General features: G+C 64.0%; 15 protein-coding genes. 13 read left to right on the forward strand and 2 right to left on the reverse strand.

The genetic code is table 11. From position 1 onward, the window contains the following. Window positions 1–448 precede the first annotated feature (448 nt). The 7 genes from BM167_RS09385 (at window position 449) to tuf (ending at window position 6,189) form a co-directional block, all read left to right on the forward strand. Window positions 449–820, forward strand: a complete 372-nt coding sequence (locus tag BM167_RS09385) for a DUF7344 domain-containing protein (RefSeq protein ID WP_092891811.1) — start codon at window positions 449–451, stop codon at window positions 818–820. 57 nt (window positions 821–877) lie between these two features. Next, window positions 878–1,528: a helix-turn-helix domain-containing protein gene (locus BM167_RS09390; RefSeq protein WP_092891813.1), complete on the forward strand. Its 651-nt coding sequence runs from the start codon at window positions 878–880 to the stop codon at window positions 1,526–1,528. Between the two features lie 147 nt (window positions 1,529–1,675). After that, window positions 1,676–1,927 carry a HalOD1 output domain-containing protein gene (locus BM167_RS09395; RefSeq protein ID WP_092891815.1) on the forward strand — a complete coding sequence of 84 codons (252 nt, stop codon included), beginning with the start codon at window positions 1,676–1,678 and terminating at the stop codon, window positions 1,925–1,927. Window positions 1,928–2,126: 199 nt separating this feature from the next. After that, complete coding sequence (locus BM167_RS18470) at window positions 2,127–2,327, forward strand: hypothetical protein (protein ID WP_092891817.1); 201 nt, start codon at window positions 2,127–2,129, stop codon at window positions 2,325–2,327. A 124-nt stretch (window positions 2,328–2,451) separates the two neighbouring features. Continuing rightward, window positions 2,452–3,111, forward strand: a complete 660-nt coding sequence (locus BM167_RS18880) for an NUDIX hydrolase N-terminal domain-containing protein (protein ID WP_218153785.1) — start codon at window positions 2,452–2,454, stop codon at window positions 3,109–3,111. A gap of 128 nt (window positions 3,112–3,239) precedes the next feature. Next, a complete protein-coding gene (locus BM167_RS09410) occupies window positions 3,240–4,610 on the forward strand; it encodes an FAD-dependent oxidoreductase (RefSeq protein ID WP_092891819.1) in 1,371 nt (456 codons plus the stop codon). A 313-nt stretch (window positions 4,611–4,923) separates the two neighbouring features. After that, the gene (gene tuf / locus BM167_RS09415) at window positions 4,924–6,189 is read left to right on the forward strand and encodes a translation elongation factor EF-1 subunit alpha (RefSeq protein ID WP_092891821.1); all 1,266 of its coding nucleotides are present in this window, start codon (window positions 4,924–4,926) and stop codon (window positions 6,187–6,189) included. A 59-nt stretch (window positions 6,190–6,248) separates the two neighbouring features. Here tuf and BM167_RS09420 read toward each other — a convergent pair whose 3' ends face one another. Then, window positions 6,249–6,530, reverse strand: a complete 282-nt coding sequence (locus BM167_RS09420) for a DUF7999 family protein (protein ID WP_092891823.1) — start codon at window positions 6,528–6,530, stop codon at window positions 6,249–6,251. Between the two features lie 245 nt (window positions 6,531–6,775). Between BM167_RS09420 and BM167_RS09425 the strand changes: the two genes are divergently transcribed. The 5 genes from BM167_RS09425 to hmgB all read left to right on the forward strand — a co-directional run bounded on the left by BM167_RS09425 (window position 6,776) and on the right by hmgB (window position 13,035). Then, window positions 6,776–7,396, forward strand: a complete 621-nt coding sequence (locus BM167_RS09425) for an NYN domain-containing protein (protein WP_092891825.1) — start codon at window positions 6,776–6,778, stop codon at window positions 7,394–7,396. Between the two features lie 86 nt (window positions 7,397–7,482). After that, the gene (locus tag BM167_RS09430; RefSeq protein ID WP_092891827.1) at window positions 7,483–8,331 is read left to right on the forward strand and encodes a TatD family hydrolase; all 849 of its coding nucleotides are present in this window, start codon (window positions 7,483–7,485) and stop codon (window positions 8,329–8,331) included. Between the two features lie 46 nt (window positions 8,332–8,377). Continuing rightward, window positions 8,378–8,977: a DUF2150 family protein gene (locus BM167_RS09435; protein ID WP_092891829.1), complete on the forward strand. Its 600-nt coding sequence runs from the start codon at window positions 8,378–8,380 to the stop codon at window positions 8,975–8,977. Between the two features lie 81 nt (window positions 8,978–9,058). Next, entirely contained in the window at window positions 9,059–11,623 is a 2,565-nt protein-coding gene (locus BM167_RS09440; protein ID WP_092891831.1) for a PA14 domain-containing protein, read from the forward strand. A 74-nt stretch (window positions 11,624–11,697) separates the two neighbouring features. Then, window positions 11,698–13,035: a hydroxymethylglutaryl-CoA synthase gene (gene hmgB, locus BM167_RS09445; protein WP_092891833.1), complete on the forward strand. Its 1,338-nt coding sequence runs from the start codon at window positions 11,698–11,700 to the stop codon at window positions 13,033–13,035. Between the two features lie 72 nt (window positions 13,036–13,107). Here hmgB and BM167_RS09450 read toward each other — a convergent pair whose 3' ends face one another. Continuing rightward, window positions 13,108–13,815: a helix-turn-helix domain-containing protein gene (locus BM167_RS09450; protein ID WP_177213363.1), complete on the reverse strand. Its 708-nt coding sequence runs from the start codon at window positions 13,813–13,815 to the stop codon at window positions 13,108–13,110. A 157-nt stretch (window positions 13,816–13,972) separates the two neighbouring features. On the opposite strand from BM167_RS09450, the gene BM167_RS09455 reads away from it, so the two are divergent. Beyond that, window positions 13,973–14,707: a metal-dependent hydrolase gene (locus tag BM167_RS09455; RefSeq protein ID WP_092891837.1), complete on the forward strand. Its 735-nt coding sequence runs from the start codon at window positions 13,973–13,975 to the stop codon at window positions 14,705–14,707. Window positions 14,708–14,748 lie beyond the last annotated feature (41 nt).

Below are 14,748 nucleotides of genomic sequence, written 5' to 3' on the forward strand. Positions count from 1 at the left end.
CCGATTCCGGGCGGCGCGACTCCGCTGACTTCCGGACGGTCGGACGTACGGTGATTCGATTCTCGTGTCGGTGGTCCCGCGAAGACGACGGGGTCCGACGCGCCGCCTCGGTCACTGACTCTCTCGTCGGGCGGGCTCAGATATCCGTCGCGCGTCCTCGGGGGAGGCGATGTTCGCCGCGGTACGGTGTCGGACAGACGCTCTGCATCGCGTGGCACCGACTGAATCCGGAGGCTCCCGCGGTAAGGCGGTTTATAATAGGGGTACGTACGTCTCAGAGGCGTCCGGAACGCTCTGAGAGAACTGACCGATATAGATACTGCTGCGTAATATATAGATATCACCCGTCAGGGCGCGACTGCGCGGCCGACGAGAACGAAGCGACTCCGAACGAGACCTAAATAGTTTGGACTCGTGTTGATGCCCCTCCCTTGGTTACCCAGAATCGATGAGTACCGAATCCACGTCGGAGTCTCTCAGCGCCGTCGACCGCTCTGTGGACACTCTGTTCGACGCTCTGTCGGACGACCGCCGGAGATACGTACTCACGTACCTTCGCGAGAGCGAGAACGCGGTACGGCTGGACGCACTCGCGGAGGCAGTCGTCGCCTGGGAACGCGGACGGACAGTCGAAACTCGGGCGCCCACCCCGGAGAACGTCGCTATCTCGCTTCACCACAGACATCTCCCGAAGTTAGAGCGCACCGGTCTCACCGAACGAACCGCAGACGGCGTCTCTCTGACCGAACGCGGCGCATCCGCGGCGGAGTCGTTCTCTGCGGCGTCGGCCGAACGGCCGGACGGGGGCAACAGTGCATGAGTCGCCCCCTCCCGTCGAGAACGCGCCGGAGACCGAAAGCCCCAGAATCCGAATCAGATGACAATCGCCGAAGTCCACGTCTCGCACCCCGAATTCGCTCTCGGTCCCACGTTACGGGACGCGCCGGACGTGGACATTCGACGGGAGAGCCAGCCCGTTCCGGTCGGCGATACCGACACGCTTCTGTTGTTCTTCACCGCCGCGGGGAACTTAGAGGGGTTCGACGAGGTGTTGGCGGGCGACCCCACCGTGACGAACGTCCGCCTTCTCGCGGAACTCCCGGACAAGCGCGTCTACTGCGTCGAACTCGCGGACCACGCGAAACTCGTCACGTACAAACTGGCCGAGTTCGGAATCCACCTCTTCGAGATAACTCACGAGGACGACGGTTGGCTCCTCTACACGCTCCTTCCGGACTTGGACGCTCTCGCGGCGTTTCGAGAGTACTGCGACGCCGAGGACATCTCCTTTCGCGTGAAGGCGATGTACCAAAACGACGAGGCGGCGACGCGGGGCGGGTTCGGACTGACGGACGGGCAGAGACAGGCGCTCGTGATGGCGTACGAACGGGGTTACTTCAGCGACCCCCGCGAGATAACGCTTCAGGAACTCGCCTCGGGGACGGGTATCTCCTCTACCGCCTTCGGTCGACGGCTTCGACGGGCCTCGGAGCGGTTGATAGAGCTGACGGTCATGGCAGATAGCTGAGGGACCGCCGCGAGGCGACGTTCCCGGTCCGAAGAGCGACGGCTACGTATAAAAACGCAGATAATGAACGCAACCGCTCAACGGCGTTCACTACTTCCACAGTACATGGGCAACGGAGTGGCCGTCAACGAATCAAACGATCATGCGATGGTGGAGTTCGACCCGGGGGACCCTGAGTCGATCGTTGCCGGCATCGTCGACGCGGTTTCGGCTGTCGCGGAGATAGACCCCGTAGAGATGGAACCGCTGTACCGGACTGTCGACCCGGACGCTCTCTCGGGGGTCCTCCGACCGCCGAACGCCGGTCGCCCGCGGCAGGGGGATATCAGAGTGTCCTTCGAGATGCTGGGCCTCGAAGTAACGGTGTGGAGTTACGGGCGCGTCCACGTGTCGGAGTGAACGCGACCAGAGCAGACAGAAACGCACAGAGGCAATCGCAGTGAACAACGAGAACCAATCATCCGAACAGTTGGTGCGAGAAACGTACACCGAATACAAAAGCGGCTCCGGAGTCATCGCGACGATAACCGACCCGGAGAACGACCGCGCGTGGATACAGTCGACGCATACCGTGTCCATCGAGCGATAACGAGAATCTATGACGCGAGAACGCGGGGGGAACGTGACGACGACTGGAGAGTTCACGGACGAACTGCGGAGTCTCCTGTCCGAGGCCGTCGAGAACGGAATCGACGTGGAGGGAGGGTGGCTGGTCCAGTCGCCGTCGGACGAGACGCCGGATTGGGACGTCGAGATTTGGCGGGTCGAACGCGGCGACGCGGAGGCGGACGACCGCTGACGCGGGGTCCGAACGCGACTCGAAGACCGACGCGGAGCGGCCCGAGATACGATGTAGTGATCTTTCGAGACAGACTCAAAGACGAACAGATGAACCTTTATTCGCCCGTCAGAGACGGTGGGTCGTGGACCGGGGACTTCAGCGACGGCGAGAGGAGGCGGCGGGGAGGGGAATCGCCATCCTCGAACTGTTAGACGAACTTCGCGTCATCGCACAGAACGGCATCGAGTACAGCGACGGCCCGCAGAACGCGTACGACCGACAGCGGTACGAACGCGTCCTCGAACTCGTGACCGACTACTACGGGCGCGCCCTCGACGCCCCACCGACCGCCGTCCGCGAGTCGCTTCGCGGGGAGGTGGGGCACGTCTCGGCGAAGGTGGGTGCCGTCGGCGCCGTCTTCGACGACGAGGGGAACGTTCTGACGATGGAACGGGCGGAAAGCGGACAGTGGGCGCTTCCAGGGGGGTACGTCGACCCGAACGAGTCCGCAGAGGAAGCGGTCGTCCGCGAGATTCGAGAGGAGACGGGTCTCGACGTGGAACCGGTCGAACTCGTGGACGTCTACTCTCTGGCTCCGGGCGAGGAAGGTAACCCCCACTCTATCGTCAACGTCGTCTATCGCTGTCGCGTCCGCGGGGGCGAACTCCGCCTCTCACACGAGGGTACGGACCTCACCCACCGGGACCCGAAGCGACTTCCCGCGGAGGCGTGGCACGAACAGAACCGACGGTACGCTCTCGACGCCGCGCCGTCGGCCGGTTCGGACGACCCGAGACGCTGACTCGCGGCCGGTAGCACTTTTCCGACGCCGCGAACCCGCGGCGGCCTTCACCGTCGAACATCGGTATCAAGAAGTGGTCGGATTTCGACAGGACGGGTAGTGCGGTTCTACGCGAGAGAACGTAAACAATGATAGACGAATACGACCTCGTTATCGTCGGCGGAGGAATTAGCGGAGCCTCGTTGCTCTACACTGTCTCGAAGTTCACCGACGTAGAGCGAGTCGCGCTACTGGAGAAAGAGGACGAAATCGCGGCGATAAACTCGCACAACACGAACAACTCCCAAACGCTCCATTTCGGCGACATCGAGACCAACTACACCCTAGAGAAGGCAGAGGAGGTCAAAGAGGGCGCCGAGATGCTGGCGGGGTACTTAGAGAACGAAGACCCCGCCCGAGAGATGCACAGCAAGCGGAGCAAGATGGTGTTGGCCGTCGGCGACGACGAAGTCGAGAAACTCGAAGCGCGATACGACGACGAGGGGTTCGGCGACCTCTACCCGAAACTCCGGGCTCTCGGCCGGGACGAAATCGCGGAGCGAGAGCCGATGGTCGTCGAGGGACGGGACCCCGAAACCGAGATGCTCGCTCTCCAGACGCCGGACGGATACGTCGTCGACTACGGCGAAACCGCGAAGTCGTTCGTCGAGAACGCGACGGAGGAAGACGGCGTCGACGTCTTCACCGGCGCGCAGGTTCGCGGCATCGAGGAGAACGGCGACGGGTTCACCGTCGAAACCGACGCGAGAGACTTCGAGGCGGACGTCACCGTCGTCGCAGCAGGGTCTCACAGCCTCCAGATAGCCAAGAAGATGGGGTACGGAGAGAACAAGTCGCTTCTCCCGGTCGCTGGCAGTTTCTTCCTCGCGGACGACAACCTCCTGAACGGGAAGGTGTACACCCTCCAGATGAAGAAGTTGCCGTTCGCGGCGGTCCACGGCGACGCGGACGTCCACGACGGCAACGTCACTCGGTTCGGACCGACGGCGAAGGTCGTTCCGACGCTCGAACGCGGCGAGTTGTCGACGGTCGGCGACTTCTTCGACGTGTTCGAGTTGAACAGCGACTCGTTCCTGAGTTACGCCAACATCCTCTCTGACCGCGTCCTGTTCCCCTACGTCCTCAAAAACCTCGTCTACGACCTTCCGGAGGTCGGACGGCGGGCGTTCCTGCCGAACGTGAAGAAGGTCGTTCCGACCGTCGAACTTGACGATATCGAGCGAGCGAAAGGGTACGGTGGCGTGCGACCGCAGATAGTCGACACGGAGGCGAAATCCCTGGACATGGGCGAGGCCAAGATTACGGGCGAGAACATCATCTTCAACATCACGCCTTCGCCGGGCGCCTCCACGTGCATGAAGAACTCGCTGCGGGACACCAAGCAGTTGATGGAGTTTTTCGACCGCGAGTACGAGTTCGACGAGGAGGGCTTCAGAGCCGAGACGATTCGTCAGTTCCCGAGAGAGGAACCCGCGGAACGGCCGGCACCGGCGAGGTAACCCTGTCACGCGCGGATTTCGAATACCGCTTCGACGCTCTCTGTTTCCCGACGGGTCGCGGAGAACCGCCACGTAGATTTATTACTCCACGGACAGAATTAGTAAGTATGATTGTAGTAAATTCGTCTACCGAGTCGGAGCGTGCCGACGCGGACGTTCGCCGGACGGCGACGTTCGCGGATATGGTCCGAGCGATGCGCCCCGGAACGTTCTAACTATCGCGATATTCGGGGTGTAGAGGCTTCTCCCCGGGGAAGCGTTTTCCCTCGTGACGCCCTATCTACGACGAAGGCCACGCAGAGCCTCCTGTACCATGACCGACAAACCACACCAGAATCTCGCCATCATCGGACACGTCGACCACGGCAAATCCACGCTCGTCGGACGACTCCTGTTCGAGACGGGGAGCGTTCCCGAACACATCATCGAACAGCACCGCGACGAGGCGGAGGCGAAGGGCAAGTCGGGCTTCGAGTTCGCCTACGTGATGGACAACCTCGCAGAGGAGCGAGAACGCGGCGTCACCATCGACATCGCACACCAGCGGTTCGACACGGACAAGTACTACTTCACCATCGTCGACACGCCCGGTCACCGCGACTTCGTCAAGAACATGATTACGGGCGCGTCGCAGGCCGACCACGCCGTCCTCGTCGTCGCCGCGGACGACGGCGTCGCGCCGCAGACCCGCGAACACGTCTTCCTCGCGCGGACGCTCGGTATCGAGACGCTCCTCATCGCGGTCAACAAGATGGACGTCGTCGACTACAGCGAAGCCACCTACGACGAGGTCAAAGAGGAAGTCAGAAACCTGCTGAAGCAGGTTCGATTCGGCACCGACGACGCCAGTTTCATCCCCATCTCGGCGTTCGAAGGCGACAACATCGCCGAGAAATCCGAGAACATGCCGTGGTTCGAGGGGCCGACCGTCCTCGAATCGCTGAACAACCTCCCGGAACCGTCGCCGCCGACGGACGCACCGCTTCGCCTGCCGATTCAGGACGTCTACACCATCTCCGGCATCGGGACGGTTCCGGTCGGACGCGTCGAGACGGGGATGCTCCGCACGGGCGACAACGTCTCGTTTCAACCCTCGGACGTCTCCGGCGAGGTGAAGACGGTGGAGATGCACCACGAGGAAGTCGCGGAGGCCGGCCCCGGCGACAACGTCGGGTTCAACGTCCGCGGCATCGGTAAGGACGACATCCGGCGCGGCGACGTCGCCGGTCCCGCCGACGACCCGCCGACGGTGGCCGAGACGTTCCAAGCCCAGATCGTCGTCATGCAACACCCCTCGGTCATCACCGCCGGGTACACGCCGGTCATCCACGCTCACACCGCACAGGTGGCCTGCACCTTCGAGTCCATCGACAAGAAACTCGACCCCTCTTCGGGCGAAGTCGCAGAGGAGAACCCCGACTTCATCAAGGCGGGCGACGCCGCGGTGGTGACGCTCCGACCGCAGAAACCCCTCGTGGTCGAACCCTCCTCGGAGATAGCGGAACTGGGCTCTTTCGCCATCCGCGACATGGGACAGACCATCGCGGCGGGGAAAGTCCTCTCCGTGAACGAACGGTAAACCGCGACTCGAAGCCTCGACTCCGGGGACCACGCCGGAGACGGTCGGTCTCCCGCGACTCAGGCGTCCGGCACCGTCGCCGCCGACAGGGTCGTCCGCGTTCCCGGCAACACCTCGTTCGCGCGCCACGCGTTCCCGCGCCCTCCCACGCGAGAGATAGCTATCCGCACCTGCGACCCGGCCGGTAGGTCCGCCACGCGCGACCGGACCGACTCGTCGCCGTACTCTACGACTTGGTACGTCGCGTGCGTCTCCCGCGCGCGGACCGTCATCGCACCGTGGTCGTTCATCTCTTGGATTATCGTGAACGGTTCGGCTCTCTTTCCGGGTGAATCGACCATCTCGTCCGCTAGCTTCGTCCACTACTTGTTAAGTGTGGTCAATAAGGCCATAATAGGTGTATGTTCATCTAGTATATTCCAGAACTATTGCACGAAAACTGTGATTTTCGGACGGATTATCCGACATTAGTTCTATTACACGGTCGCCTCGCAGACCGGGTCGTCGGGGGGCGGAGGCGCGACCCGCCCCGGACACGCCCCTCGCTGATCGTCGGGTTCATGCCGGTCGGGGAGGAATCGGCGATATGGACGGGTTCACAGCCTTTTTCGCCGACGACGACGCTGGCGGCGGCGGCGCGGCCGGCGAGTCGGACGACAGACCCCGCGTCGCCCTGTTCGTCGACGGTCCCAACGTGTTGCGCGACGAGTTCGACGTGGACCTAGACGACGTTCGGGAGGCGGCGGCGACGGTCGGACGCCCGGCGGCCAGACGCCTCTATCTGGACGAACACGCGACGCCCGGACTGATTCAGGCCGCCGAAGCCCGCGGTTTCGAAGTCGTCGTCACCAGCGGCGACGTCGACGTTCGCCTCGCGGTGGACCTGACGCGGTTCGCCGTGGAGGGGCGCGCCGACGTGGTCGCAATCGCGTCCCGCGACACGGACTTCAAGCCCGCCATCGAGACGGCGAACGCCTACGGACTGCGGACGCTCGCCATCTCGCCCGGCGAGTACGGTCGCTCGGACGCCCTCCGGAACGCGGCGTCCGACAGCATCACGCTCGGTGACGCCGAGCGAGACTCGTCGGCCCACCGGGCGCGGGCGGGTGACGACACGACGGACGCCGACGACCCGGACCAAGACGACGGCCCGACCCTCGTCGGGTACGACGACGCGGAGGACGACGAGGAGAGCCAAGAGAGCTGAAACGCCGGGAACGACGCGCGTTCGGCGGCGGCGCGGCGGCGACCGGAAGCGAGCACTCTTTTGTTTCGGCGGCCGACGACTCGCCCATGGAAGACCTCGGGACGCCGGTTTTGGACAACCACCTGCACCTCGACCCGGCGCACGGCCGCGGCGTGGACGCAGTCCGCGACTTCCGCCGCCTCGGCGGAACCCACCTCCTCGTCGTGAACAAACCCTCGTGGCTCCTCGGCGTCGACGCCGAGAGGGGCGATGACTTCCGCGCCGTCTTCGACGAGACGCTCTCTGCGGTCGCCGACGCGGACGCGGAACTCCCCGGGCGCGCGTGGCCCGTCCTCGGCGTCCACCCCGGACTGGTCACCCGCCTCACCGACGACAAGGGGTTTTCGCCGGGCGACGCGCGCGACCTGATGCAGGCCGGGTTGGACGCGGCCGCGGAGTACGTCCGCGAGGGCGAAGCGCTCGCGCTCAAATCCGGCCGCCCGCACTACGAGGTGTCCGACGCGGTGTGGGACGCCTCGAACGACGTGCTGAAACACGCGCTCTCTCTGGGCGCTGACCTCGACTGTCCCGTGCAACTACACACCGAAGCGACGGACGACCTGACCGAAATCGCGGAGTGGGCCGAAGAGCGGGGGCTTCCCGCCGAAAAGGTGGTCAAACACTACGCCGGGGGAACGCTCGCAGGACCGACGCCGAGCGTCATGAGCGAGAAAGACCGCCTGCAGAGGGCCGCCGCGGAGGGCGCGCCGTTCCTGATGGAGACGGATTTCGTGGACGACCCCGACCGGCCGGGCGCGGTGCTCGGCCCGAAGACCGTCCCGCGTCGCGTCCGGTGGTTACTGGAGGAGGGACTGGACGACGCCGTCGAGAACGCCCACGTCGAGACGCCGCGGCGCGTGTACGGGGTTGACACGCGGGACACACTCTCTCGGTGAGCGTGCATAGGAAAGGCCTTTGAGTCCCGACAGGGATGATGGATACATGACCGAGGCAGAGGAGACTTACTACACGAGAGACCGCTGGCAGAACTGGCTCGCCCGCGTCGAGGAAGAGGAACTCGACCCCGAGAACGAGGACTCTGCGCGGTTGCTCTTGAATCTCCAGGACGACGCGGCTATCGCCGTCGCGAAAATCGTCTCCGCCCACGAGGAAGAGACACTCGACGAGGAGACTGCGCTCGAAGAACTCGAACGCGTCCGCGACATCGTCCTCCAAGAACCCGACTTCGACATCGACGACGAGGAGGAACGGCAGGACAAACTGATGCTCATCGACGGCGTCCAGACCAGCCTCGTCTGCGTCTTCTACGCCGCAGAGGAGTACATCGCCGCGGGCCCCGCCGAAGAGGCTCCGCTCTCTGAGTACATCGAAGCGGCCGCCGCGGCCGAACAAGAAGAGGACTTAGACGCCGCACTCGGCTACCTCGTGCAGGCCGGGACGCGCATCATAGAGGGCGACGAACTCGACATGGCCATCGTCGACGAGTTGGAGTACGGCCTCGTCTCCGAGTGGGTGAACGGACTCGACAGCCTCCAGAGCGCGCTGAGCGACCCCGAAGTCGTCGAAGAAGACGACGAGTAGCCGGAAAATCTCGCGGGCGTGACAGGTCTCCTCTGCGAAAGGGGCGGCACTCTTTTATCGGACTGTCACTCTATCCGACGTATGCGATTCCGGGACGACGAGAGAGCGGTCACCGTTCAGATAGGTGCGGTGCTGCTGCTCGGATTCGTCGTTATTTCGATGTCGATGTACCAGGCGACCGTCGTCCCGGACCAAAACGAGGAGATAGAGTTCCAACACAACCAGCAGGTCCACGACGAGTTCACGTCGCTCCGCGGGGCGCTCGTCGAGAGCGCGTCGGGACCGACGACGCGCCCGGCAGAACTGACTCTCGGGACGCGCTATCCGAGTCGGACGTTCTTCGTCAATCCCGGCGTCGCCTCGGGGTCGTTACGGACACGAGAGTTGGGAACGTTCACGGTGTCGAACGTTGCGACGCGGGAAGACGAAACGGACGATTACGTCAGCGGGTCGCTCAAGTTCTCCACCGAATCGCTCGCTTACACTCCGAACTACAACCGCCGTCAGGAGGCCCCGACGACCGTCTACGAGAACACCGTCGCGTACAACCGCTTCGACAGCGGCTACAACGGCACGCTCTCTGGTCAATCACTCGTCAACGGTCGAACTCTCTCGCCCGTCCTCTTGACGGGCAACTACTCCGAAAGCGGGGTCGGAACGGCCAGTGTCGATGTGCGCTCCGTGAGTCCGGCAGTCCGGACCGTCCCCGTCACGAGCAACGACTCGAATCGAAACGTGACGCTCACGGTGCCGACGGAACTCACTGCGAGTAACTGGACGACCATCCTCGAAAGCGCCGAGCAGTTAGACGGTTCTGGAAACACCGCCAACGGAGCGTACGTCCACGACGTTCGGCCCGGTCCCGGCGACAGCGTCGTCATCGAGATGGAGCGCGGACCGACCTACGACCTTCGAGTCGGCGCGGTCGGCGTCGGCAACGGTGTCGAACAACCGTCGGCGCACTACCTCACCCGCGTTGGCGGCGCGCCGTACAGCATCCAAAGCGACGCGACGGCCACGCTGACTTTCGAGGTCCGGGACCGATACAACAACCCCCTCTCCGGCGAGTCGGTGAACCTCTCGGTCCAAAACGGGTCCGGCGACCTCGTGGCCCCGAACGGGACGGAGTCCGGAACTCTCTCGAACGTTCGAACCGACGCCGACGGCCGCGTCACCGTCGAGTACGTCCCCGACGGGACTGAGACGGTCGAGATTCGCGCGAGTTTCGACAAGGAGCCCTCGGACGGGTCGTACGACGGATCGAGTCGATCCGACGTGACGACGGCGTTCGAGGTGTACGCCGCAGGCTCCGGCGGCGGCGGTGACAGTTCGTCGCTCTACGATCTCGAATGGCACGTCGACGAAATCGTCTCGCAGGACGGCGTCTCCGAGAGCGGCAGTAGCGACGTCGATATCGTCATCGACCAGTCGGTCGTCGGTAACACGGTGGATATGACCGCTCGGGCCACGAGCGGGACCGACCGAATCGCCGGTGTCGGCGTCGATTACGCCTCGAACGACTCAGCAGTAGTGTCGTTCGACGGCGAGAACACCGAGGGGACGACCGAGAGTGACGGGCGTTCGACTGCGGCGATGAGCGTCCTCGGAGCCGACGACCGGGCGAAAGTGTACGCCTCCGCGGCCGAAGATAGCGACGTACTGACGGTCGAACTCGTTGGCGAACCGAGCGGCCTCTACTACCGGTACTACGAGGGCGATTTCGGTTCGGACGACCAACCGTCCGATCTCGACCTCGACAACAGGACGCCGGAAAAGACCGGAAACGTCCCGCAGTTCTCGATCAGCCCGCGCGACCGCGGCGACGACATCGCCTTCGCCTTCACCGGCTATATCGACGTGCCGTCGGACGGCCAGTACACGTTCTACACGAATTCCGACGACGGCAGTTGGCTCTATATCGACGGGGATCAGGTCGTCGATAACGGGGGCGAACACGCCGTGCAAGAAGCGAGCGGGACGGTCACGCTCGACGGCGGCCGTCACAACATCACGGTGTACTTCTACGAGAACCGGGGCGAAGAGGTCCTGACCGTCTCGTGGCTCCCGCCAGGCGGGACGAAAGAGGAAGTCCCGTCGTCGGTGCTCAGTCCGCGCACCCCGAGCGCGGGCGATAGCGGTGGGGGCGATGGTAGTGGAAGCGGTGGAACGGCTGCTTCGAGCGTCTCGTACGTCTCCGACAGTGGACTCGCGAAAGCGAACGGTGGTCCGACCAGCGGCGCGCAGTTCAAGATTCGCAACGACGGGTCGGATTCGGTCACCGTCACCAACATCCAAATCGAGACCGGTGCGAGCCAAGCGCGGCAGATACGCGAGGACGCCGGTGGGGAATATCAGGACGGTCAACACGAAGTGTTCATTGACGCGTCCACCGACGGACTACTGGAGATGGACGGCGGCCCGCCGTACTACGGCGACACTGGTACTCCATACCGCCTCGGCGACACTGAGTCGCTGACCCAAGACGCCATCTTGAACTCCGGGAGTCAGGCAACCATCTACATGTATCAGTTCCAAAACAACGGCGGAAGCCCGGTGGACATGACCAACAGCGAGGTGACGGTCACGCTCACGTACGCTGACGGGAGTTCGGAGACGATTACTTTCACCGCCACCGACCCGTACTAACTTCGTTTGTTTTTCGACGACTGACGTAACACCTCATCGACAAACCCATACGTGAGGAATCAGAAGGTCTCTGCATGACTGCCGTCGGCATAGACGCCATCGAGATTCGAACGGGGAAGCTCAAACTCGACTTGGCGGAGACGTTCGCGCCGCAGAAGGGAGAGGACCCCGAGAAGTACACGAAGGGAATCGGCTTGGAGCAGTCGTCGTTCCCGGACGTGTACGAGGACATCGTCACGATGGGGGCGAACGCGGCAAAGAGCCTGATGGACCGGAAAGGACTCGTCCCGGACGACATCGGACGCATCGACGTGGCGACGGAGTCGGCGTTCGACAACTCCAAACCCGTCTCGACGTACATCGCGGGCTGTCTCGAACAGGTGTACGAGGGAGATTTCCACCACGCGAACAAGGGCGAACGGAAGTTCGCCTGCCTCGCGGGGACCCAGAGCATAGACGACGCGTACAACTGGATTCGCGCCGGTCGGAACCGCGGGCGGGCGGCACTCGTCGTCGCGACTGACACCGCTCTGTACGCGCGCGGTGACCCCGGCGAGGCGACGCAGGGCGCGGGCGCGGTGGCGATGCTCATCACCGAAGAACCGAGCGTCGTCGAACTCTCGACGGAACAGGGCTACGGGAGCGCGGACGAGACGGACTTCCTGAAGCCGAACCAGCAGTTCCCGAGCGTCGACGGGAAGCGGTCGGTGCAGGTGTATCTCGCGCGGATGCGCGAAGCGTTGGAGGACTACGAGTCAGTCGCGGGCGACACCCACCCCGACGACTTCGACTACATTCCGTTTCACACGCCGTTCCCCGGGATGGTCCGGAAGGCGGCGCTTCTCGGCTACCGCCACATGACCCGCGGAACGGACGTCGAAGACGCCTTAGAGTCCGAAATCGGTCGACAACCGCGCGAGGAGGCGTACGACTCGTGGGACGACTACGAGGAGGCCATCCGCGGTTACATGGACGAACTGAAAGAGACGGAACAGTACCGCGAGTGGTACGAGCGAGTCATCGACCCGACCATCAACATCTCCAGTCAGATCGGAAACTGGTACACCGGGTCGGTCCACATCGCGCGCCTCTCGGCTCTGAAAACCGCCGCGGAAGAGGGAAAGGAGATGGCGGGCAAGCGGATGCTCGTCGGGTCGTACGGGTCCGGCGCGCAAGCGGAGATTCACGCCGAGACGGTCCGCGACGGGTGGCGAGAGGAGGTGACCGCACTCGACGTCGACGACCAGTTGGCGCGTCGCTACGACCTCTCGTACGACGAGTACGAACTGGTCCACGACGTCCACAACCACGACAAAGAGGTCGACGTAGAGGAGTTCACCCACCCCGACGGCGAGTTCGTCTTCACGGGATGGGGCCGCATGAACGAACGCAAGTACGAGTACGTCGAGTAACGGGCGTTCGAGAGCGCTCGGAAGACCCTCTCTCGGCCGCGGAGAGAAGGAACGGCAGTTCGACCGGTCTCGTTACGGGAGTTTCCGTAGGTCTTCGAGCGTGTCGTCCAAATCGCGGTTCGCGATGGCCAGAGAGAAGCCGTCGATGGTCGCAAGAGAGGGGGCGTGTTCCCACAGGTCCTCCTCGTCGAGTCCGTGGAGGACGACGGCGTGCGGCGTCGGGTTGACGACGCGTAGGGCCACGAGGGGTGACTCCCCGCGGGTGACGCCGGTGAAGATGAGCGCGCGACTCGTCGATTGGCCGTAGAGTCGGTAGAACTCCTCGGAGGAGAGGCGCGTGATGGCCTCGATACTGTTTATCACCGTGTGGCCGCTTATCTCGTCGTGGTCCCCGCGGACGAGTTCCGTCGCGTCCATCGTCTCGTAGAGGCGTTCGAGCGGCATCGACGTGGAGTACTCTCTGAGGTCTTGGACGATGTCGCTCTCGAACCCCGCGGAGATGACGCGCGCGTACCGCCGGATGCGTTCGCCGCCTCTCGACTCGTCGATGTCGAGGAGTGCCTCGACCATTCGCCTGACGACGCCGATGCCCGGACTCTCGCGCCGACCGCTCTCGTAGTCCGAGATGACCGACGAGGAGACGTCGAGTTGCCCGGCCAAGGCCGTCTGTGAGACGTCGAAGTCGGTTCGCCACTTTCGAAGCGTCGCGCCGGGGTCGTCGCTCAACGTTATCTCGCCCGCGATGCGCCGGGCCAGTTCGTCGCGCGGAACCGTCGTCACGGTCCGCCGCCCCCTCGGGTCCGTTCGCGCCGTGCCATATCGGTCGAACATGGGTGCGATGGCCGCAAAAGGATACCGAAGGGAGGGTTCGACGAACGACGATGACGGCCCCGCTCGGAGACGAACATTCAAGGCGGAACCCGAGCCACTGACTCTCATGCCATCGACGCTGGTCCACGTCGCCGTCGGGGGGCTTCTCGGTGCGGGACGGCTCGGCGCGGGGTTCGATAAGCGCGCCGCCGCCGTCGTCGTCGTCGCTGCCGCGCTTCCGGACGTAGACACCTTCGCCGGGTTCGTCCTCCCGGGGGCGCACCGCGCGCTTTTGCACACCTTTCTCCTCCCTGCCGTCCTCGTCGCCCTCGTCGCCTACGACACGCGCGTTCGCTCCGTCTCGCGTCTTCGGACGCGGTTCGGGTCGCGCGGCGTCAGACTCGCGTGGGTCGGTATCGTCGCTCTCGTCGGCGGCGGTATCCTCCCCGACCTGTTCGCCAACGGCGTCAACGCGTTCTACCCGGTTCACGACGCGTTCTACACGGTCAACGGGAGGCTCTACCTGTCGAACCAACAGGGACTCGTCCAGACGTTCGTCGACGTCTCGCCCGCGGAACCGGCACGGACGACGCGGAACTTCCACTACAGCACCGGCGCGGACCCCTCGCCCGGCGCCGAACCGGAGAACGTAGAGCGCATCTTCCCCGTGGCGATGTCGGGGATACAACTGATGTTGCTCGTTCTCTCGGCGTTCGTCGTCGGCGTGCGCCTCAGAGAGAACGGGCGTCGGGACAAGGTGACAGCGTCGAAGTCAGAATCGGAGTCGGACGCACGGTCCGGGAGGGAGACGGAGACGGACGCGGGCGCGACTCGCGCGACGACCGGTCGAGACTCCTCGTGAAACGGTGACTGCGACCGGTACGACCGGAGGCGGGGCGACTG

Origin of the sequence: Halopelagius inordinatus, assembly GCF_900113245.1 — an archaeon.
Lineage (GTDB): Archaea > Halobacteriota > Halobacteria > Halobacteriales > Haloferacaceae > Halopelagius > Halopelagius inordinatus.

Excerpts from the sequence above, each read along its gene's own strand:
- BM167_RS09385 (WP_092891811.1), top strand. The coding sequence starts at position 449 with ATGAGTACCGAATCCACGTCGGAGTCTCTCAGCGCCGTCGACCGCTCT.
- BM167_RS09390 (WP_092891813.1), top strand. The coding sequence starts at position 878 with ATGACAATCGCCGAAGTCCACGTCTCGCACCCCGAATTCGCTCTCGGT.
- BM167_RS09395 (WP_092891815.1), top strand. The coding sequence starts at position 1,676 with ATGGTGGAGTTCGACCCGGGGGACCCTGAGTCGATCGTTGCCGGCATC.
- BM167_RS18470 (WP_092891817.1), top strand. The coding sequence starts at position 2,127 with ATGACGCGAGAACGCGGGGGGAACGTGACGACGACTGGAGAGTTCACG.
- BM167_RS09410 (WP_092891819.1), top strand. The coding sequence starts at position 3,240 with ATGATAGACGAATACGACCTCGTTATCGTCGGCGGAGGAATTAGCGGA.
- tuf (WP_092891821.1), top strand. The coding sequence starts at position 4,924 with ATGACCGACAAACCACACCAGAATCTCGCCATCATCGGACACGTCGAC.
- BM167_RS09420 (WP_092891823.1), bottom strand. The coding sequence starts at position 6,530 with ATGGTCGATTCACCCGGAAAGAGAGCCGAACCGTTCACGATAATCCAA.
- BM167_RS09425 (WP_092891825.1), top strand. The coding sequence starts at position 6,776 with ATGGACGGGTTCACAGCCTTTTTCGCCGACGACGACGCTGGCGGCGGC.
- BM167_RS09430 (WP_092891827.1), top strand. The coding sequence starts at position 7,483 with ATGGAAGACCTCGGGACGCCGGTTTTGGACAACCACCTGCACCTCGAC.
- BM167_RS09435 (WP_092891829.1), top strand. The coding sequence starts at position 8,378 with ATGACCGAGGCAGAGGAGACTTACTACACGAGAGACCGCTGGCAGAAC.
- BM167_RS09440 (WP_092891831.1), top strand. The coding sequence starts at position 9,059 with ATGCGATTCCGGGACGACGAGAGAGCGGTCACCGTTCAGATAGGTGCG.
- hmgB (WP_092891833.1), top strand. The coding sequence starts at position 11,698 with ATGACTGCCGTCGGCATAGACGCCATCGAGATTCGAACGGGGAAGCTC.
- BM167_RS09455 (WP_092891837.1), top strand. The coding sequence starts at position 13,973 with ATGCCATCGACGCTGGTCCACGTCGCCGTCGGGGGGCTTCTCGGTGCG.